This window comes from Synechococcus sp. Nb3U1 (genome assembly GCF_021533835.1).
Classification (GTDB): domain Bacteria; phylum Cyanobacteriota; class Cyanobacteriia; order Thermostichales; family Thermostichaceae; genus Thermostichus.
This window is the reverse complement of the sequence record NZ_JAKFYQ010000001.1, coordinates 976,943-991,921: the sequence shown is the minus strand read 5'-3', so window position 1 is coordinate 991,921 and position 14,979 is coordinate 976,943. Positions and strand designations below refer to the sequence as shown.

The following is a 14,979-nucleotide window of genomic DNA, read 5'->3' as shown; positions in this document are numbered from 1 at the left end:
GTCTTTCTTGGCCCCACCGTTCCACCTTGCACCAAGGATTAGAAGCCAGTTTGATTCGGCAAAAAACGATCAATGCCTTTCAATGCCTTGGGCTAAGTTTGGGGTGGGGGATTCCCTGGGATCTATTTACCAAACCGCCGCTGCCGAGACTGATAGCTGAGCAAGGCATCGTGAAAGGCAGCGCGGTCAAAATCGGGCCAGAGGATTGGGGTAAAGTACTGCTCGGTGTAGGCCATCTGCCAGAGCAGGAAGTTGCTAATGCGCATTTCACCGCTGGTGCGAATCAACAGATCAGGATCCGAAAGGCCAGTGGTGTAAAGAAATTGGGAAAACAGAGCTTCATCGATCTGATCCGGTTGCAACAGCCCTTGCTGAACCAACGTGGCAATAGAACGGCAGGCTTGGAGGATCTCCTGTCTACCGCCGTAGTTGAGGGCCACCGTCAGACAAATGCCCTTATTGTGGCGAGTGCTCTCCACGGCGTGCAAAATGGTGTCTTGCAAGGACGTGGGTAATGCCGACAACTGTCCGGCAAACTGAATACGCACCCCCTGCTGCACCATTTCCTGTAATTCTCGCCAAAGCACCTGCTCGAACAAGGTCATGAGAAAATCCACCTCTTCATGGGCACGGCCCCAGTTTTCGGTGGAAAAAGCGTAAGCCGTTAAAGCAGGGATCCCCCAATCATCGCAGCAGCGCAGCAACTCCTTCAGGGCCGACACCCCTCGCTGATGACCGATGCTGCGGGGTAATCCTCGCTTTTGTGCCCAACGCCCATTACCATCCATGACCACCGCCACATGGTGAGGCAGCAACTGGCGATCCAGATCGGCGGGCAACTGTAGAAGATGGGCAGATGAAAGGGTCATGCGGATTATTCTTTGGGAAGGGTTTTTTCGGGTTTGCGAGGCAACTTGACCAGATCCCGTAGGGATCCCCGCCAGCGTTTTAGTCCATTGTGAAACCAGGGATGTGCCCACAATCCTTGCAACGGTAACTCCCGTTTGGTATCGCGGCTACCCCGCAATCGTTTTGCCAGCAGCTCCTGCAATTTGGTACTGGCCAGGGGGCGTTCTAGACGTCCTCCTTCTGCTAGAGAGATGGATCCTGTCTCCTCTGAGACCACAATACACAAGCAATTGGTTTGCTCTGTGATCCCCATCGCTGCACGGTGCCGTGTTCCCAACTGCCGGGAGGCCACCCGCTCCGACACGGGTAGGATCACCCCCGCCATTCGGATCCGATTCTGATAGATGACCACTGCCCCATCGTGGAGCGAGGTTGTGGTTTGAAAAATGGTCTGCAAAATCTCCCGCGATACCCGCGCCTGGAGTAGCACCCCTTTGTCGATAAATACCCGGGAATCAATCGGTTGATCCGGCTCAATCACAATCAATGCTCCCGTCCGGTTTTGAGAGAGTTCCCGCACCGCCTGCACCACTTCCTCCAGCAAGTCCTCCTCGGGTTCGTCCTCATAGTCTCCCGCGTTGCCTGGCCACTCAATGCGGATCGCCTTGGCCAACTGCTCCAAAAGCCGCCGGAACTCCGGTTGAAACAGCACTCCCATCGCCACAGCTGTGCCAACTAACAACCGATCCAAGATCAGATTGACCAGCGGCAGAGAGGTGGTGACCAGAAATAACACCAACAACAGGATAAATCCCCGTACCAGCACCCCAGCACGGCTTTCACGGGTGTAATAGAGAGCCAGCGCCAACAACAAGACTGCTAGGGCCCAGTCTAAGAGGCTGAGAAAGTTAAATTGCTGTAGCCAAGCCCATATGGCCGCCAGCATGGCGAAAAACCCCGTTCACGCTCCTCTCATTGCGGAACCTCTGCCTGCCCCATCCCAGAACCTTCAGACCTGCGGCCCCCTGACCAGCCTACCACTCACCCCCACCAGACTCACGCCCCCTCGGCCCTTAGACGCTCAATTGCGGCCCTCCTTTCCCTTCAGCGCAGCAACCGCTCCGGCAGAAGGTCTTGACGGATGAGATCTGCATACGTTTCCCGTTGCAGAATCAGTTGCGCCTGTCCTTCATGCACCAATACTGCCGCCGCGCGAGGAAAGCGGTTGTAATTGGAGGCCATGCTGTAGTTGTAGGCCCCTGTCGCCAACACCACTAATACCTCTCCTGCCACCGGATGGGGTAACAGAATATCCTTCAACAGCAAATCCCCTGATTCGCAATGCTTACCCGCCACGGTTACAGGTTGGGTAGGCTCAGCTTCCGGTCGATTGGCCAGTAGCGCCGTGTAGCGGGCTTGATAGGTAATGGGGCGCGGGTTGTCGGACATACCGCCGTCGATGGTGATGTAGGTGCGTCCTTCCGGTAGGTCATCGCTGGCCGGGATCCCTTTTTGGCCGCCTAAAGTGTAGGCGGTAACAGCAGCTGGCCCAATCAGAGAACGCCCCGGCTCACAGAGCAACTTGGGCAGAGGGATCCCGGCCAATCCAAACCCCTGTTGAACGGCAGTAGCCACAGTTTCCACCCAGGCAGGAATCGAGGGGGGATCATCCGACTCCACATAGCGGATCCCGAGGCCTCCACCCACATTCAGTTCTTGTAACGGCAACCCTTTGTTCAGCCCTTGCCGCCAGATTTGGGCCAATACCCCCACTAGATCCCGATGACCCTGCAGATCAAAAATTTGGGATCCGATATGGGCGTGGAGCCCGACACAACGTAACTGGGGATGCTGGCCTAAGAACTCGAATACCTGGGGCAGTTGAAACTGCCCAATGCCAAACTTGCTGTCGGTTTGTCCGGTGCGGATATATTCGTGGGTATGCACGTCGATGCCTGGGTTGATCCGCAGTAGCAACCGAGCCGGCTGGTCTGGAGTAGCCAGGGCTGCTAGTTGCTCCAGCTCAAACAAACTATCCGCAACCAAGGTGCAGCCCACCTCAAGGGCCATTTTCAGTTCATCCACCGACTTGGCATTGCCATGCAAGTAGAGATCTTCCCCCTTGGATCCCGCTTGCAGGGCTGTGTACATCTCCCCACCAGAGGCTACATCCAACCCTAGCCCTTCCTGCAAAGCCAACGCACAAATCGCCAAACAATTCCAGGCTTTCGTGGCATACAAAACCTGGGATCCGCCCCTATAGCACTGGGCCAGGGTATCTCGGTAAAGCTGACAGGCCCGCCGCAGCGTCCATTCGTCCAAAATATACAGAGGGGATCCGAACTGTTGCACCAACTCCACCACATCACACCCCCCGATTTCCAGATGTCCCTGATTGTTGGTACGGCTAGTCAAGGGGCCTAAAGACTGATTGGGAGAGACCAATGGGGCCGTTTGGGTGGAGCTGTCGAGGGTAGAAACCATAGGAGGGAAACGAAGACTGCCTTTCACCATATCAAGTTTCTCTGGCCAGTTTCTCTGGGGGGATGACCAGACTTGAAAAAAGAGGGGTTTTACCCAATCAGCTCTCGATCAGTTCCAACACTTTCTGCTAACATGGGAAGCCTGCATGAATGGGTCGATGCCCGAGGGGTTAAAGGGGGCGGACTGTAAATCCGCTGGCTTACGCCTACGTTGGTTCAAATCCAACTCGGCCCACCATTCCAGTTGCCCACGTGGCTCAGTGGTAGAGCACCCCCTTGGTAAGGGGGAGGTCACGAGTTCAATCCTCGTCGTGGGCTTACAAGCTTAAATACAGGCTGAAGGAGCTGGGATCCTATACTGGATTAAAGAAGCCCTGTGGATGGATGCGTGCTGATGCTGACCCCGCCCGGAATGATGTTGCCCTTGATCCCGCTGGAGATCTTGCTCTCCACTAAGGGATTGATGTTTTTGTTGCTCTCGGCTTACGGCGGGGCGATGTGGACTTTTTTAAGTGGAGCACCCCGGGTACACACGATCATCGTGCCGGATCTGGAGCAGGCCAGGGGCTTTTACGAGAAGGTGCTGAAGTTGCCGGAGGCAGAACTGCCGCTGCAATACTATTATGGCTACGAGCAGAGCATGGTGAGTTCCAGTCTGGGATCTGTCTATTTTCCAGGGGATATTGGTCTTAGCCCTCGCTTCGATTCCAGGTCTCGCCCGACGACCACTCCTCCCCAGGTGGATATGCCTGGCCTTTGGTATCAACTCTCCGACAATGCACAATTGCATGTGATCCCGGGGGTTACGGAGACCTCTACCTCTACGCCTGCGGCTTCTGCTACTGCCTATGGTGCTTATGGAAGCAGCTCCTACGGCAAGGGATACTCTGGTTCTTCCTCTACTGCTACAGGCGGCGGAGTGCGCTATCGTCACACTAGCCATGAGCGGGAATCATTGAAAGCTCTCTTGAAGCGGATCAACAAGCAAGGGATCCGCAACAGCGTTCGTTCCGAGAAGCCATTTGTGTTTTGGGTGCGGGATGAACAGGGACAGATCATCGAATTTGCTGAGATGAAGGGTTAATGGGCCGACGGGATCCCTTAGGATCCTATGGAGATACCCATACAACTGGAAAATCACTGGGGCTTTGGGGTGCTGTTTTATGAAACGGATGCTGGTATTGGTGTTGGGCTTGCTGCTGTTGTTGGGATGGGGCAACCCGGTTATGGCCTTTTCGCGGGCCCAGGATAATCCAGTTGTGAACGTGCAGTCGAGCGATTTCATCACAACCGATTCGGGGTTGCAATACTACGACATCACCCAAGGCAGTGGGCCTTCCCCTGAGCCGGGACAAACCGTGGTGGTGAACTACGTGGGCAAACTACAGGATGGCACGGTGTTCGATAGCTCCTACCAACGCAATCAGCCCTTCGCCTTCACCTATGGAGTGGGCCAAGTGATCCCCGGTTGGGAAGAAGGTCTGGCCACCATGCAGGTGGGGGGCAAACGTCAGTTGCGTATTCCGCCCGAGTTGGCCTATGGCAGCCGTGGGGCTGGTGGGGTGATCCCACCCAATGCCACCCTCGATTTTGAAGTGGAACTCCTGGGCATTCAGTAGACTGGGTAGCTCCCAGTAGATCGATCAAATCGATCAAGTAGATCATCAGCTAGGATCAATAGATAGAAATAGCTAGATAGAGCTAGCGGGACTGGGCAGGGATCCCTTCTTTGGCCGTGCAATCCAAGCTTCCAATCGAGCATCCGGTTTTGGAGAAAACCCAGCTCAGACAGCACTTTCGCCAAGTTCGTCACGGGCTAGATAGGATCCTGCTTAGCGAGCAAATTTGTGCTCATTTAGCCCATAACCCGCGCCTTCTGGCCGCGAAAACAATCCTCGCTTATGTGGCTTTTGGCTCGGAGGTGAATTTGGGATCCCTCTTTGAAGCGTTACCGGAGAAGCACTGGGGGATCCCCCGATGTTTGCCGCAGCGGCAGATGCAGTGGCACCGCTACAGACCCGAAGCGCTAGTTCGTAATCACTTTGGTCTACCCGAACCTGCCCCTAGCAGTGAAGTGCTCGATCCTGATGCTGCCGATCTGATTCTTGTGCCGGCGCTCGCCTGTGACCTGTTGGGAGGGCGGTTGGGTTACGGTGGGGGCTATTACGACCGCTTTTTGCAGAACCGGCTCACCCCGAAGTGGGGCATTGTGCCGCAAGCCTGTCTGCTGGGGGATCCCTTGCCCCAAGATGACTGGGATCAACGCCTAGACGGGATCCAAACCGAGAACGGATTTTACTGGACAGGGATCCCCTAGACTAGGGAGGGTGGGCATTCAAGGAAAAACGATGAGCCAATTTTGGAACCGGGCCAAACAGGTAATGCTCGGCTGCTGTACTGTACTAGCCTTTTTGCTGATGGGTTTTGGGGCGACTTCTCTGCAACTGAAGAATCTCCACATTACCCCCTGCCCTGATACCGCCGAATATTCGAATATGGTCACCAGCACCGCCAACCCGATGGCGGCCAAGTGTTTATTCATCGAAGGCACGGTGGTGAACCGTTCCAAAAATACCTTGGTTAATGCCGATGTCTTCGGTCGTCTTTACGATGCCAACGGCAACGATGTCATGCCCGAACGTACCCGTTTGGGAGCCATCGAAGAAGTGCCTCCCGGCGAAACCCCCTTCTCGATTCGGATTTCGGTGCCGGTGACCAACCCGCTGCCCTTGACGATGGAGCAATTCAAAGCCAGTGGCTTTAGTGGTACAGTACGACGTTGAGTCTTTGGGTTAGGTTCTGCTGGAGCACTGTAGATATGGCAGGGTTATCCTGGCGGGGATCCCTAGCGGCGGGTGAAGTCCACTTCGGTAGGGCGACCGGGCAAATTGAGCTGACTGACTACGGGCGGGGTTTGGGCAATCAGTTGGCCGCGCCGGAACACGTACAAACAGGCCGGTTTGAGGCGAAGGGCTTCCACGGGATCCGCTGCCTGCAGCACTACGAAGTCCGCATGACAGCCCGGTTCTAAACCATACCCCTCCAGACCGAGAATGCGAGCAGGATTTTCAGTGATGGCCAAAAAGCATTGGCGCATCTGCTCATAGCCAGTGAGTTGGGCGGCATGGATCCCCATGTGGGCCACTTCCAGCATGTTGCCGCTCCCAAGGGGATACCAGGGATCCATCACACAATCATGGCCAAAGGCCACCGTTAGCCCTGCCGTCATCAGTTCCGGCACCCGCGTGAGGCCCCGCCGCTTCGGGTAGGTATCGTGGCGACCTTGGATCACCATGTTGATCAGCGGGTTGGAGATCACCCCCAGCTCCGCCTCCGCCATGAGCGGGATCAACTTGCTGACGTAGTAGTTGTCCATCGAGTGCATAGAGGTGAGATGGGATCCGGCCACCCGTCCCTGCAAGCCCAGCCGCTGGGTTTCGTAGGCCAAGGTTTCCACATGGCGCGATAGCGGATCATCCGTCTCATCACAGTGCAGATCCACCCGCAGGCCCCGCTCAGCAGCGATCTCACATAAGGCGCGCACCGAAGCCGACCCATCCGCCATCGTCCGCTCAAAATGGGGGATCCCGCCCACCACATCCACCCCTAAGTCGAGGGCTTTCTCCAGCAGATCCACAGCGCCCGGCGAGCGATAGTAACCATCCTGCGGAAAAGCCACCAACTGCAAATCCAGGTAAGGGGCAACTTTGTGTTTGACCTCCAATAGAGCCCGCACCGCCAATAGGCTGGGATCACACACATCCACATGGGTGCGAATTGCCAGAATGCCCCGTGCCACCGCCCAGTCGCAATAGACCAAGGCTCTTTCCATCACCGCCTCTGGAGTGAGCAGCGGTTTTAACTCTCCCCAGAGGGCGATCCCTTCTAGCAGGGTGCCCGATTGGTTTACCCGTGGGATCCCGTAGCTGAGGGTGGCATCCATATGGAAGTGGGCATCCACAAACGGGGGCGATACCAACCGACCGCTGACATCGATCTCCTGTGGGGCGGTAGCTTGTAGGTTCGCTTCCAGGGCAACGATCCGGCCTGCTTCAATGGCAATATCCAACCCCTTGCGGCCATCCGGCAAATTGGCCCGGCGCAAAATCAGATCCATAAATCCTCCTACGGAGCACACTGTCAAGGAGCACACGATCGAGATCCCTCCCCAGACCACTCTCCACAGCATCATAGGATCCCTCTCAGGGCTTGTCCTGTTCTCCCAGCGCAGACCAAACCCGTTCCGGGGTAAGGGGCAGTTGGCGAAAACGGATCCCCGTGGCCTGAAAGACGGCGTTGGCGATGGCCGGGGCGGTGCAGTTGGTGGTGATTTCCCCCACTCCTTTGGCGCCAAAAGGGCCATAGGGATCCGCCTGTTGAATCAGGTGAACTTCCATCGGGGGCACATCCTTGGCAGTGGGGATGCGGTAGTAGCGAAAGCCAGGGTTGAGGATCTGGCCCTGTTCGTCTTGAATCAAGGCTTCAGAAAGGGCGTAGCCGATGCCCATGGCAGTACCACCCGTGACTTGCCCATGACAGATGCGCGGGTTAATCGCCGTACCCAGGTCAATGGCCTGCACAGTTTTGAGCAGCTCAATCTGCCCAGTTTCCCTATCCACCGCCACTTCTACCCCTGCTACTGCAAAAGTGAGGGAAGATTCATCGGCAGCATGGTGCAGTTCTACTTCAATCGGAGCCGGTGTGCCTTGGGCCAACTCCTGCAGGGTCAGGGATCCCTGGGGGGTGGAAAAAATCCCCTCAGCAAAGCTCACTTGGCCAGGATCCGTCTGTAACCTTTGGGCAGCAGCCTGGATCAGCTTATCCCGCAGGACTTGGGCGGCCCGTTGACTGGCTTGGCCGGAAATGAACAGAGTAGCAGAGGCATAGGATCCGGCATCAAAAGGGGTTTGCCCGGTATCAGCGGCGATCAGATCGATCTGAGTCAACGGGATCCCCAACACTTGGGCAGCAATTTGGCGCAGGGTGGTATCGGATCCGGTGCCTACATCCACAGCGCCGCTAAGCATCAGGATCCGGCCCGTCGGCTGCAAACTCAGCTTAATGCCAGCGATGTGAATCTTGGAAAGGCCACTCCCCTGCATGGAAAGGGCAATGCCCCGGCCATAATGACGGGATCCCTCGCGAGCAGGTAGAGGTGTAGAAAAAGCGGTTTGGATTTTCTCAAAGCACTCCTTAAGCCCATAGCTGCCAATCAGGTTGAAGTGGGAGTCCTTCAGGTCAGCCTCCTGCTGATCCCGATAGCCCAAGGTCAAAGCATCTCCAGGGCGAATCACATTTTTTAGGCGCAACTCGATTGGATTCAATTCCAACTTGTGGGCGATCTCATCCATCTGGGATTCCATGGCGAAGGTGCCCTGGGTGGCCCCATAACCTCGAAAGGCCCCCCCCGGCATGGAGTTGGTATAGACGGCAAAGCCTTCAAAACGTTTGTGGGGGCAGCGGTACAGCCCCAGGGGCACATAGCCCGCCAGAAACACCACCGTTTGGCTGTGGTTGCCATAGGCTCCGGCATTGCCATAGGTGGTGATCTCCTGGGCCGTTAGCGTTCCATCTGCTTTCACACCGGTTTTGACGCGGATCTGCATGGCATGGCGGCTATTGGTGGTGGTGAATTCCTCAAGGCGAGTGAGTTCCCATTGCACCGGGCGGCCTGTCTTTAGGGTGGCTAGGGCACAGAGGGGTTCGGTGAGAATTTCCTGTTTGTTGCCGAAGCCACCACCAATTTTGCCCTTGATCACCCGGATCCGCTGGCGGGGGATCCCGCAAATTTCGGAGAGCACCCGCTGGCAATGAAAAGGAACCTGGGTGCTGGAGCGCACCACCAATTGCTCAAAGGATTCCCCCCCTTCTGGGTGAACTGGCTCCAGCCAACTGGTGCTGACATGGGGCTCTAGATGAGCGTGCTGCACGGCAGGCAGGTGATAGGTATTCTCCAAGATCAGATCCGCTGCGGCAAACCCCTGTTCGGGATCCCCCGTTTGCAAGCAAACATAACCAGCTAAGTTGCGGCTGGCATCGTAAATTTGCCGGGCCTCTGGTTCGTCGTGAATGCAAGGGGATCCCGGTTGCATCGCTGCTAGGGGATCCAGCACATGGGGCAAGATTTCATACTCCACCTGGATCAACTGGCAGGCTTGCTCGGCAATCGCCACCGATTCGGCCACCACTGCCGCCACCGCATCGCCGACAAAGCGTACTTTCTCATCCAGCACAAAGCGATCCAACGGATCCGGCACCGGCTCAGCATGTCCGGCGGTACTGTAGATCTGGCGAGGAACATCCTTGTGGGTGAGAACAGCCACCACACCGGGCAAGGCTTGGGCTTGGGTGGTGTCTATGGCTCGGATGCGGGCATGGGCATGGGGAGAGCGCAGCACCCGTAAATGCAGCAACCCGGCAGGGGTGAAATCGCTCGTATAGGCCGCTTGACCGGAGACAATCTCGGGGCCATCCTGCTTGGGAACATTGCGCCCTACACTCTCTAAATCGGATTCGGGAAGATCAGCCGGGATCCCTTGAATGCTCTCCAGAATCGCTTGGTAACCGGTGCAGCGACAGAGATTCCCCCGCAACAGATCCCGCAACTGCGCCTCAGACGGGATCCTTTGTTCACAGAGCTTGCGGGCACTCAGGATCATCCCCGGCGTACAAAAGCCGCACTGAAACCCTTGCCCCGCCAAAAACCGGGCCTGCATCGGATCCCATTCCCCGTCCTTGGCCAACCCTTCGATGGTGGTGATCCGCTGGCCATTCAAACGGGCCGCCGGATAGAGGCAACTGTGGATGGGATCCCCCTCCAGCAGCACAGTGCAAGCCCCGCAATCCCCCGACTCACAGGCGCGGTGTACCCCCATCCATCCCAGCCCCCGCAACAGACTGAGCAAGCTGGATCCGGGCAAAATCGATTGGCAATAGGATTGGCCGTTAACTTGAAGGTGAATCGAAACAGGGGTGGAGTGCATGGTGGAGAAGGAGGGGCAAAAAGCCTGTGAGTGAAGAGTGAATTAACGGGGTCAATTTGGGTTTTATTCAGTTTTATTCATCTTTGCGGATCCCATTTCCACATCTACGACATTCCGTTCAGCTGCCAATGTTTTCGATGAACATTTGAGTAGGTGATGGGATCCTCCCCTCGCCGGATCGGTTTGCCCTCCCTACTCATCAGGGACTTTTTTCCACGATCAAAACAGGTTTTTCCTGGATCTGGATGCGGGCCAACATCTTTCTCCCCCACCTAGATCCTCATCACCATTCACCACAGCTACCCTAGGAGCCACCATGGCACACCTTCATTTCACCCCCATTCTCGAAATGGGATCCCTGCAACGAGATCTCAACCGCCTGCTGGAATGGCCCACCGTTCACGCCAGCGGGCCGGAGGCTTTGCGCCCCAGCGCCACTGTTCCCACTGCCCCTCTGCAAGTTTGGGAAAGTGCCGAAGCCTACACGATTCATCTGCTGATCCCCGGCGCGGATCGGGAAAGCTTCAATATCGAAGCAGCCCCCCATCAGCTCTTGATCAGCGGCGAGATCAAACTGAGCGGCCCTGCAGGTGCCGAACTGCGTTACCAAGAGGTAGAAGCCAAGCCTTTTCAGCGCAGCCTGAAGCTGGCCCGTCGTATCCAGCCGGAAAAAGTATCTGCTATCTACAATGATGGCATCCTCAGCCTCACCCTGCCCAAGGCGGAAACGGCACGCGTGGTCAAGGTGCAACTGGGTACCCCAGGGGAAGCCCCTGAACCCGAAACGCTATCGGTCGAAGGCCAGTCTGCCTGATGGCACTGCGCACCTTGCTCCGCAAGGTCGTTCATTTTTGAGGAGTTCGGGGAGCTATCAGTCCCGCGCTGTCAAGCTTGCCGCTGGCGGCAAGTCCTAGAGTCTTAGCCTACTGTAGGCATAGTGTCGGGAAGATGTCACGCCTTCCAGCCGGTTACCTCCAGCTCCAAGCCAGCTTTGCTAGCAGAATCCTTGGGGCTGGCGGTGCTCAGTTTGCCCGGGTTGAGCAGGTTGTAGGGATCCATGCGCTGCTTAAAAGCTTGCTCTTCGGGATCCACGGTTTTGAAGCCACTTTCTTCAATCAAGTAGGTATGGCTGTTGCGCACATGTACCCCCTCCGCCTCCATATCCCGAATTACCTGGATCATGTGTTCATTGCTGACGAAGTTAAAGATCGGGGATCCCTGCGCCATCACCCCCCGGCCATCCATGCGCTTCATTTCTAGGCAAAGGGGCCCCAGGCTTTGAAAACGCCGCCAAACCCGTTCAATCGAACCGATTAAGTCATGGGGTGGGAAAAGCCCCAGCGCATAGGACAGAGCAATGCCGGCTTTGATCGCATAGAGGCCCGTGTGACCCCAGGTGTACTCGTAGAGGGGGCCAAACTCTCCCAAGCCAGCCGCTTTGCAGTAGGTGATCTGCCCACGGTGATCCTCTGCCAGCCAGCGCAGTGCCTCTTCATTTTCTGCGGCCACCAGGGTCAATACTGTGGTGCGATGGGCGAGAATATAGGCTGCCAACGGTTTGAAATAGCTGGGCACCGGCCATTCACAGAGGGAAATCACCTTTTTGGCAATACCATCCGCCTGCCCTAAGGCCACAGCAAACCGTGCCCCATCCATAAAGTCTTCAAAGCAGAGAATGACCTCCAACCACTCCTGCGCCGGGGCAAGGGGCAGTTCCACCTCCAGGATGATGCCGTTGGTACCGTAGGCATGGTGAACCCAGTTGACTTGGCGGCCACGAATCTCGTGGATCTGGGGCTCTTCCTCCACACTTAACACCTTCAAGCCGAGAATGTTGCCGGGATCCCGCAAAATACCGTAGGTGACAGCCCCAATCCCGGCATGGCCGCCCCCCACAAACCCACCAACGGTAGCGGTACGTAAGGTGGAAGGATGAATGCGCAACTCTCCTCCCGCTGCTTTGGCCGCGGTATCCAAAGATTCCAAAATGGCTCCGGCCTCCGCCCGCACCCGCCGTCCTTTCACCCACAACACCCGCTTGAGGGCGGTCATATCCAGGATGACCCCGCCAAACAATGGGATCGCCTGACCAAAATTGCCGGTTCCGGCCCCACGGGGAAGTAGGGGGATCCGATGGCGAGCACAGGCAGCCACCACCCGGATCACCTCTGCTTGGCTGCGGGGGGTGACGACCACTTCCGCCGATTTACCCTGCAAATCTTGTTTGAGGATGGGGCTAAAACTCAGGGTCATATCACGACTTTTGGCCCGCACTTGGCTGAGGTTGGTTGAGTACGGGATCCCTTCTAGGTCGCCCAGTAGTGCAGTGATATCGTGCATGAATCCGGGATCCTCTTGAACAGACAAGGCCTATTCTTTCCTGATGAGGATCTACGGACTGGTATTCGTTAATACCAACTGGCCTATTGGTAGGTGTTGCAGGAGTTGCGCAGGTCGTAGCCCGAGAGCAAAACTTCTTGGCGGCGATCCCCAAGACCGATGTCACAGCGCAAGGGATCCCCAGTACTGACCACATAAACACGTGCCTCGGTCATCCAACGAATACCCGTCAGGTTGAGATTGGGAGGAACCACTTGGGGAGGGTGATAATTAGGGGCCTGCCAGGGATCTTGCAAATAGCGATCCCCATGAATGCCACCGAATTCAATATCGGTGTAGTCAGATGGATAGACCGTAAAATCCATACGGTAAATTTCTGACCCGCGGCTAATCGCGGTCAAAGCCGTTTGAGCTTCGGCAACTTTGGAGCGACGAATGTGGGTGAGTAGGCTGGGAATGGCTACGGCACTGAGGATGCCAACGATGACGATCACCACCAATAGCTCAATTAAAGTCATGCCCCGAGAGTTCACAACCATTTGCAGGAGGAGCACTCTCTTGAAGCGTAATTCATAAAATAAAGTTTTTTCCATGACTGGATCAGCTCCCAATACCAGACAGAACCTGCTCAATCCCCTCTACGGCTTAGAGTACCCCCTCAAGAATCTCAAACTATCAGCCAAACTGCGTAAATGGGTCAGCTCAGAATGGATTTTGCCAGAGGGGCAAGTTCGGAGGTCAGTGCGTGAGAAGGGCAAAGCGATTTGAATTCAAAAAGAAATCAAGATGGTTCATGGAGAACTTTTCGTTTTCACTCCCGGTTGCGGCAATGCGGATAGCAAAAAACCACAGTTTTTTTCAGAGCTCCGCAGAGCGGGACGGAGTCCTTTATCTACTACAGCTCATGCAAGCTAATCTCCTCTCCAACAGAGATTTTGATCTGCCCTGGAATCTCTCTTCTGTAAGATCGGGAAAAACTACAGGGCACATCAAAAAGTCCAGGTCTTAAAGACCTGATCAGGTCTTATTGAGAATGGCAATGATAGAACGGGGATTCTAGCCTTAATCTGGCTTGTAACAAGGCAATTAGAAGTGCCCCATAGGTGTTTGATGGAGGTGGAAACTCCACTCAGATTCCCCTCCCAGCACCCTTGAGATCCACTTCCTGGATCCCTGTCTGAGTCCTTGTCTGCTGAGTGATCTTTTGGGCTTTCTCACCGTTAAGGACTGGGTGGGAACAAGTGGGAAGCCCCAGGCGACTATAGGGTGGCGGCAGAATCTGCCGGATGTGTTGGGGAACACACGGGTTTTGAGCGGTTCTCGTTTACCCTTTTGGATGGGTGTGATATACCTGCTGGGGCCGCTGAGCTGACGATTCCTCAACCCTCGTTCACCCCTCAATAGGAGTAACAACTGTGATCAAGCAAGCTCTTTCCTACGGTCTCGGCCTGAGTCTTATCCTGGCCAGTAGCCAAGCCTTTGCTCAATCAACTCCGGATAAGTTGGTACTGGGCATGGTGCCTTCCCGTGAGGCCGAAAGGATTGTCGATAGCCTCGATCCATTTGCCGAATTGCTGAGCGAAAAGATCGGGATCCCGGTGGAAACCTTCGTATCTACAGACTACACCGGCTTGGTGGAAGCAGTGGGTACCAACCGAGTCGATATTGGTCTGTTCGGCCCTGCGGCTCTGGTGGAAGCAGTGGATCGCTATGGTGCCAAAGTAATCCTGGCCTCAGTGCGGCGGGGATCCACCACTTATCGTTCTCAGTTCAACATTCCCTGTGGCGGCGAGATTGATAGCTTTGATGACTTGAAGGGCAAAACCATTGCCTTTGTCGATCCGAGTTCTGCCTCGGGCTACCAGTTTCCCTTCGTGTTTTTAAGGGATGAGCACAACATCGATGCCAATGTGGATATGAAGCCGATCTTCGTAGGTGCTCACGATGCCTCTGTCTTGGCAGTTTACAACGGCGATGTGGATGTGTCGGCGTCTTTTGAGGATGCTCGTACCACCATCGCCAACGATCACCCCGATGTGAACGAGAAGGTGTGTGTGTTGGGCTACACCTCTGATATTCCCAACGATGGTACGGTGGTGCGCGCTGGCTTGCCGGAGGGTCTGTCTGAGCAGATCGCCACGGCGATGATCGAGATTGCTGAGACGGAAGAGGGCAAAAAACTAACGGAAGCTCTGTTCAACGTGACTGGCTTTGCTCCCATCGACTCCTCTGCTTACGACATTGTGCGGGAAGTCTCCCGTACCTTCCGCCGCAATTAAGAGTACCCTCAAAGGGATCCTCACGGGGATCCCGACTGTTTCCTA

The 14,979-nt window shown here is 55.7% G+C and carries 13 protein-coding genes and 2 tRNA genes; 8 read left to right on the top strand and 7 right to left on the bottom strand.

All coding sequences use genetic code 11. The features are described 5' to 3' along the window. Nucleotides 1-122 precede the first annotated feature (122 nt). The 3 genes from L1047_RS04515 to lysA form a co-directional block, all read right to left on the bottom strand. A complete protein-coding gene (locus tag L1047_RS04515) occupies nucleotides 123-869 on the bottom strand; it encodes an isoprenyl transferase (RefSeq protein WP_235277644.1) in 747 nt (248 codons plus the stop codon). 5 nt (nucleotides 870-874) lie between these two features. Then, nucleotides 875-1,795 (bottom strand): diadenylate cyclase CdaA, encoded by a 921-nt coding sequence (cdaA, locus tag L1047_RS04510; RefSeq protein WP_235277642.1) that lies wholly within the window; start codon nucleotides 1,793-1,795, stop codon nucleotides 875-877. A gap of 158 nt (nucleotides 1,796-1,953) precedes the next feature. Next, the gene (gene lysA / locus L1047_RS04505; RefSeq protein WP_235277640.1) at nucleotides 1,954-3,333 is read right to left on the bottom strand and encodes a diaminopimelate decarboxylase; all 1,380 of its coding nucleotides are present in this window, start codon (nucleotides 3,331-3,333) and stop codon (nucleotides 1,954-1,956) included. A gap of 151 nt (nucleotides 3,334-3,484) precedes the next feature. On the opposite strand from lysA, the gene L1047_RS04500 reads away from it, so the two are divergent. From L1047_RS04500 to L1047_RS04475, 6 genes are all read left to right on the top strand, one after another. Next, a tRNA-Tyr gene (locus L1047_RS04500) sits at nucleotides 3,485-3,570 on the top strand. Between the two features lie 8 nt (nucleotides 3,571-3,578). Further along, nucleotides 3,579-3,650: transfer RNA gene (locus tag L1047_RS04495), tRNA-Thr, on the top strand. 76 nt (nucleotides 3,651-3,726) lie between these two features. Next, nucleotides 3,727-4,416 carry a hypothetical protein gene (locus L1047_RS04490; protein WP_235277638.1) on the top strand — a complete coding sequence of 230 codons (690 nt, stop codon included), beginning with the start codon at nucleotides 3,727-3,729 and terminating at the stop codon, nucleotides 4,414-4,416. Between the two features lie 79 nt (nucleotides 4,417-4,495). Beyond that, a complete protein-coding gene (locus L1047_RS04485; protein ID WP_235277636.1) occupies nucleotides 4,496-4,951 on the top strand; it encodes an FKBP-type peptidyl-prolyl cis-trans isomerase in 456 nt (151 codons plus the stop codon). A gap of 116 nt (nucleotides 4,952-5,067) precedes the next feature. After that, the gene (locus L1047_RS04480) at nucleotides 5,068-5,649 is read left to right on the top strand and encodes a 5-formyltetrahydrofolate cyclo-ligase (protein WP_235277634.1); all 582 of its coding nucleotides are present in this window, start codon (nucleotides 5,068-5,070) and stop codon (nucleotides 5,647-5,649) included. A 31-nt stretch (nucleotides 5,650-5,680) separates the two neighbouring features. Further along, entirely contained in the window at nucleotides 5,681-6,115 is a 435-nt protein-coding gene (locus L1047_RS04475; protein WP_235277632.1) for an FxLYD domain-containing protein, read from the top strand. A gap of 62 nt (nucleotides 6,116-6,177) precedes the next feature. Here L1047_RS04475 and L1047_RS04470 read toward each other — a convergent pair whose 3' ends face one another. Further along, nucleotides 6,178-7,449 carry an amidohydrolase family protein gene (locus tag L1047_RS04470; protein ID WP_235277630.1) on the bottom strand — a complete coding sequence of 424 codons (1,272 nt, stop codon included), beginning with the start codon at nucleotides 7,447-7,449 and terminating at the stop codon, nucleotides 6,178-6,180. Between the two features lie 85 nt (nucleotides 7,450-7,534). Beyond that, complete coding sequence (locus L1047_RS04465; protein ID WP_235277629.1) at nucleotides 7,535-10,315, bottom strand: molybdopterin-dependent oxidoreductase; 2,781 nt, start codon at nucleotides 10,313-10,315, stop codon at nucleotides 7,535-7,537. Between the two features lie 316 nt (nucleotides 10,316-10,631). Between L1047_RS04465 and L1047_RS04460 the strand changes: the two genes are divergently transcribed. Beyond that, nucleotides 10,632-11,129 (top strand): Hsp20/alpha crystallin family protein, encoded by a 498-nt coding sequence (locus L1047_RS04460; RefSeq protein ID WP_235277628.1) that lies wholly within the window; start codon nucleotides 10,632-10,634, stop codon nucleotides 11,127-11,129. 137 nt (nucleotides 11,130-11,266) lie between these two features. Here the strand turns inward: L1047_RS04460 and L1047_RS04455 are convergent, their stop codons facing one another. Then, nucleotides 11,267-12,655, bottom strand: a complete 1,389-nt coding sequence (locus tag L1047_RS04455) for an FAD-binding oxidoreductase (RefSeq protein WP_235277627.1) — start codon at nucleotides 12,653-12,655, stop codon at nucleotides 11,267-11,269. Nucleotides 12,656-12,738: 83 nt separating this feature from the next. Beyond that, nucleotides 12,739-13,194, bottom strand: coding sequence for a type IV pilin protein (locus tag L1047_RS04450; protein ID WP_235277626.1), 456 nt, complete (start codon nucleotides 13,192-13,194; stop codon nucleotides 12,739-12,741). Nucleotides 13,195-14,070: 876 nt separating this feature from the next. Between L1047_RS04450 and L1047_RS04445 the strand changes: the two genes are divergently transcribed. Continuing rightward, nucleotides 14,071-14,934 (top strand): phosphate/phosphite/phosphonate ABC transporter substrate-binding protein, encoded by an 864-nt coding sequence (locus tag L1047_RS04445; RefSeq protein ID WP_235277625.1) that lies wholly within the window; start codon nucleotides 14,071-14,073, stop codon nucleotides 14,932-14,934. The last annotated feature ends 45 nt before the right edge of the window (nucleotides 14,935-14,979 follow it).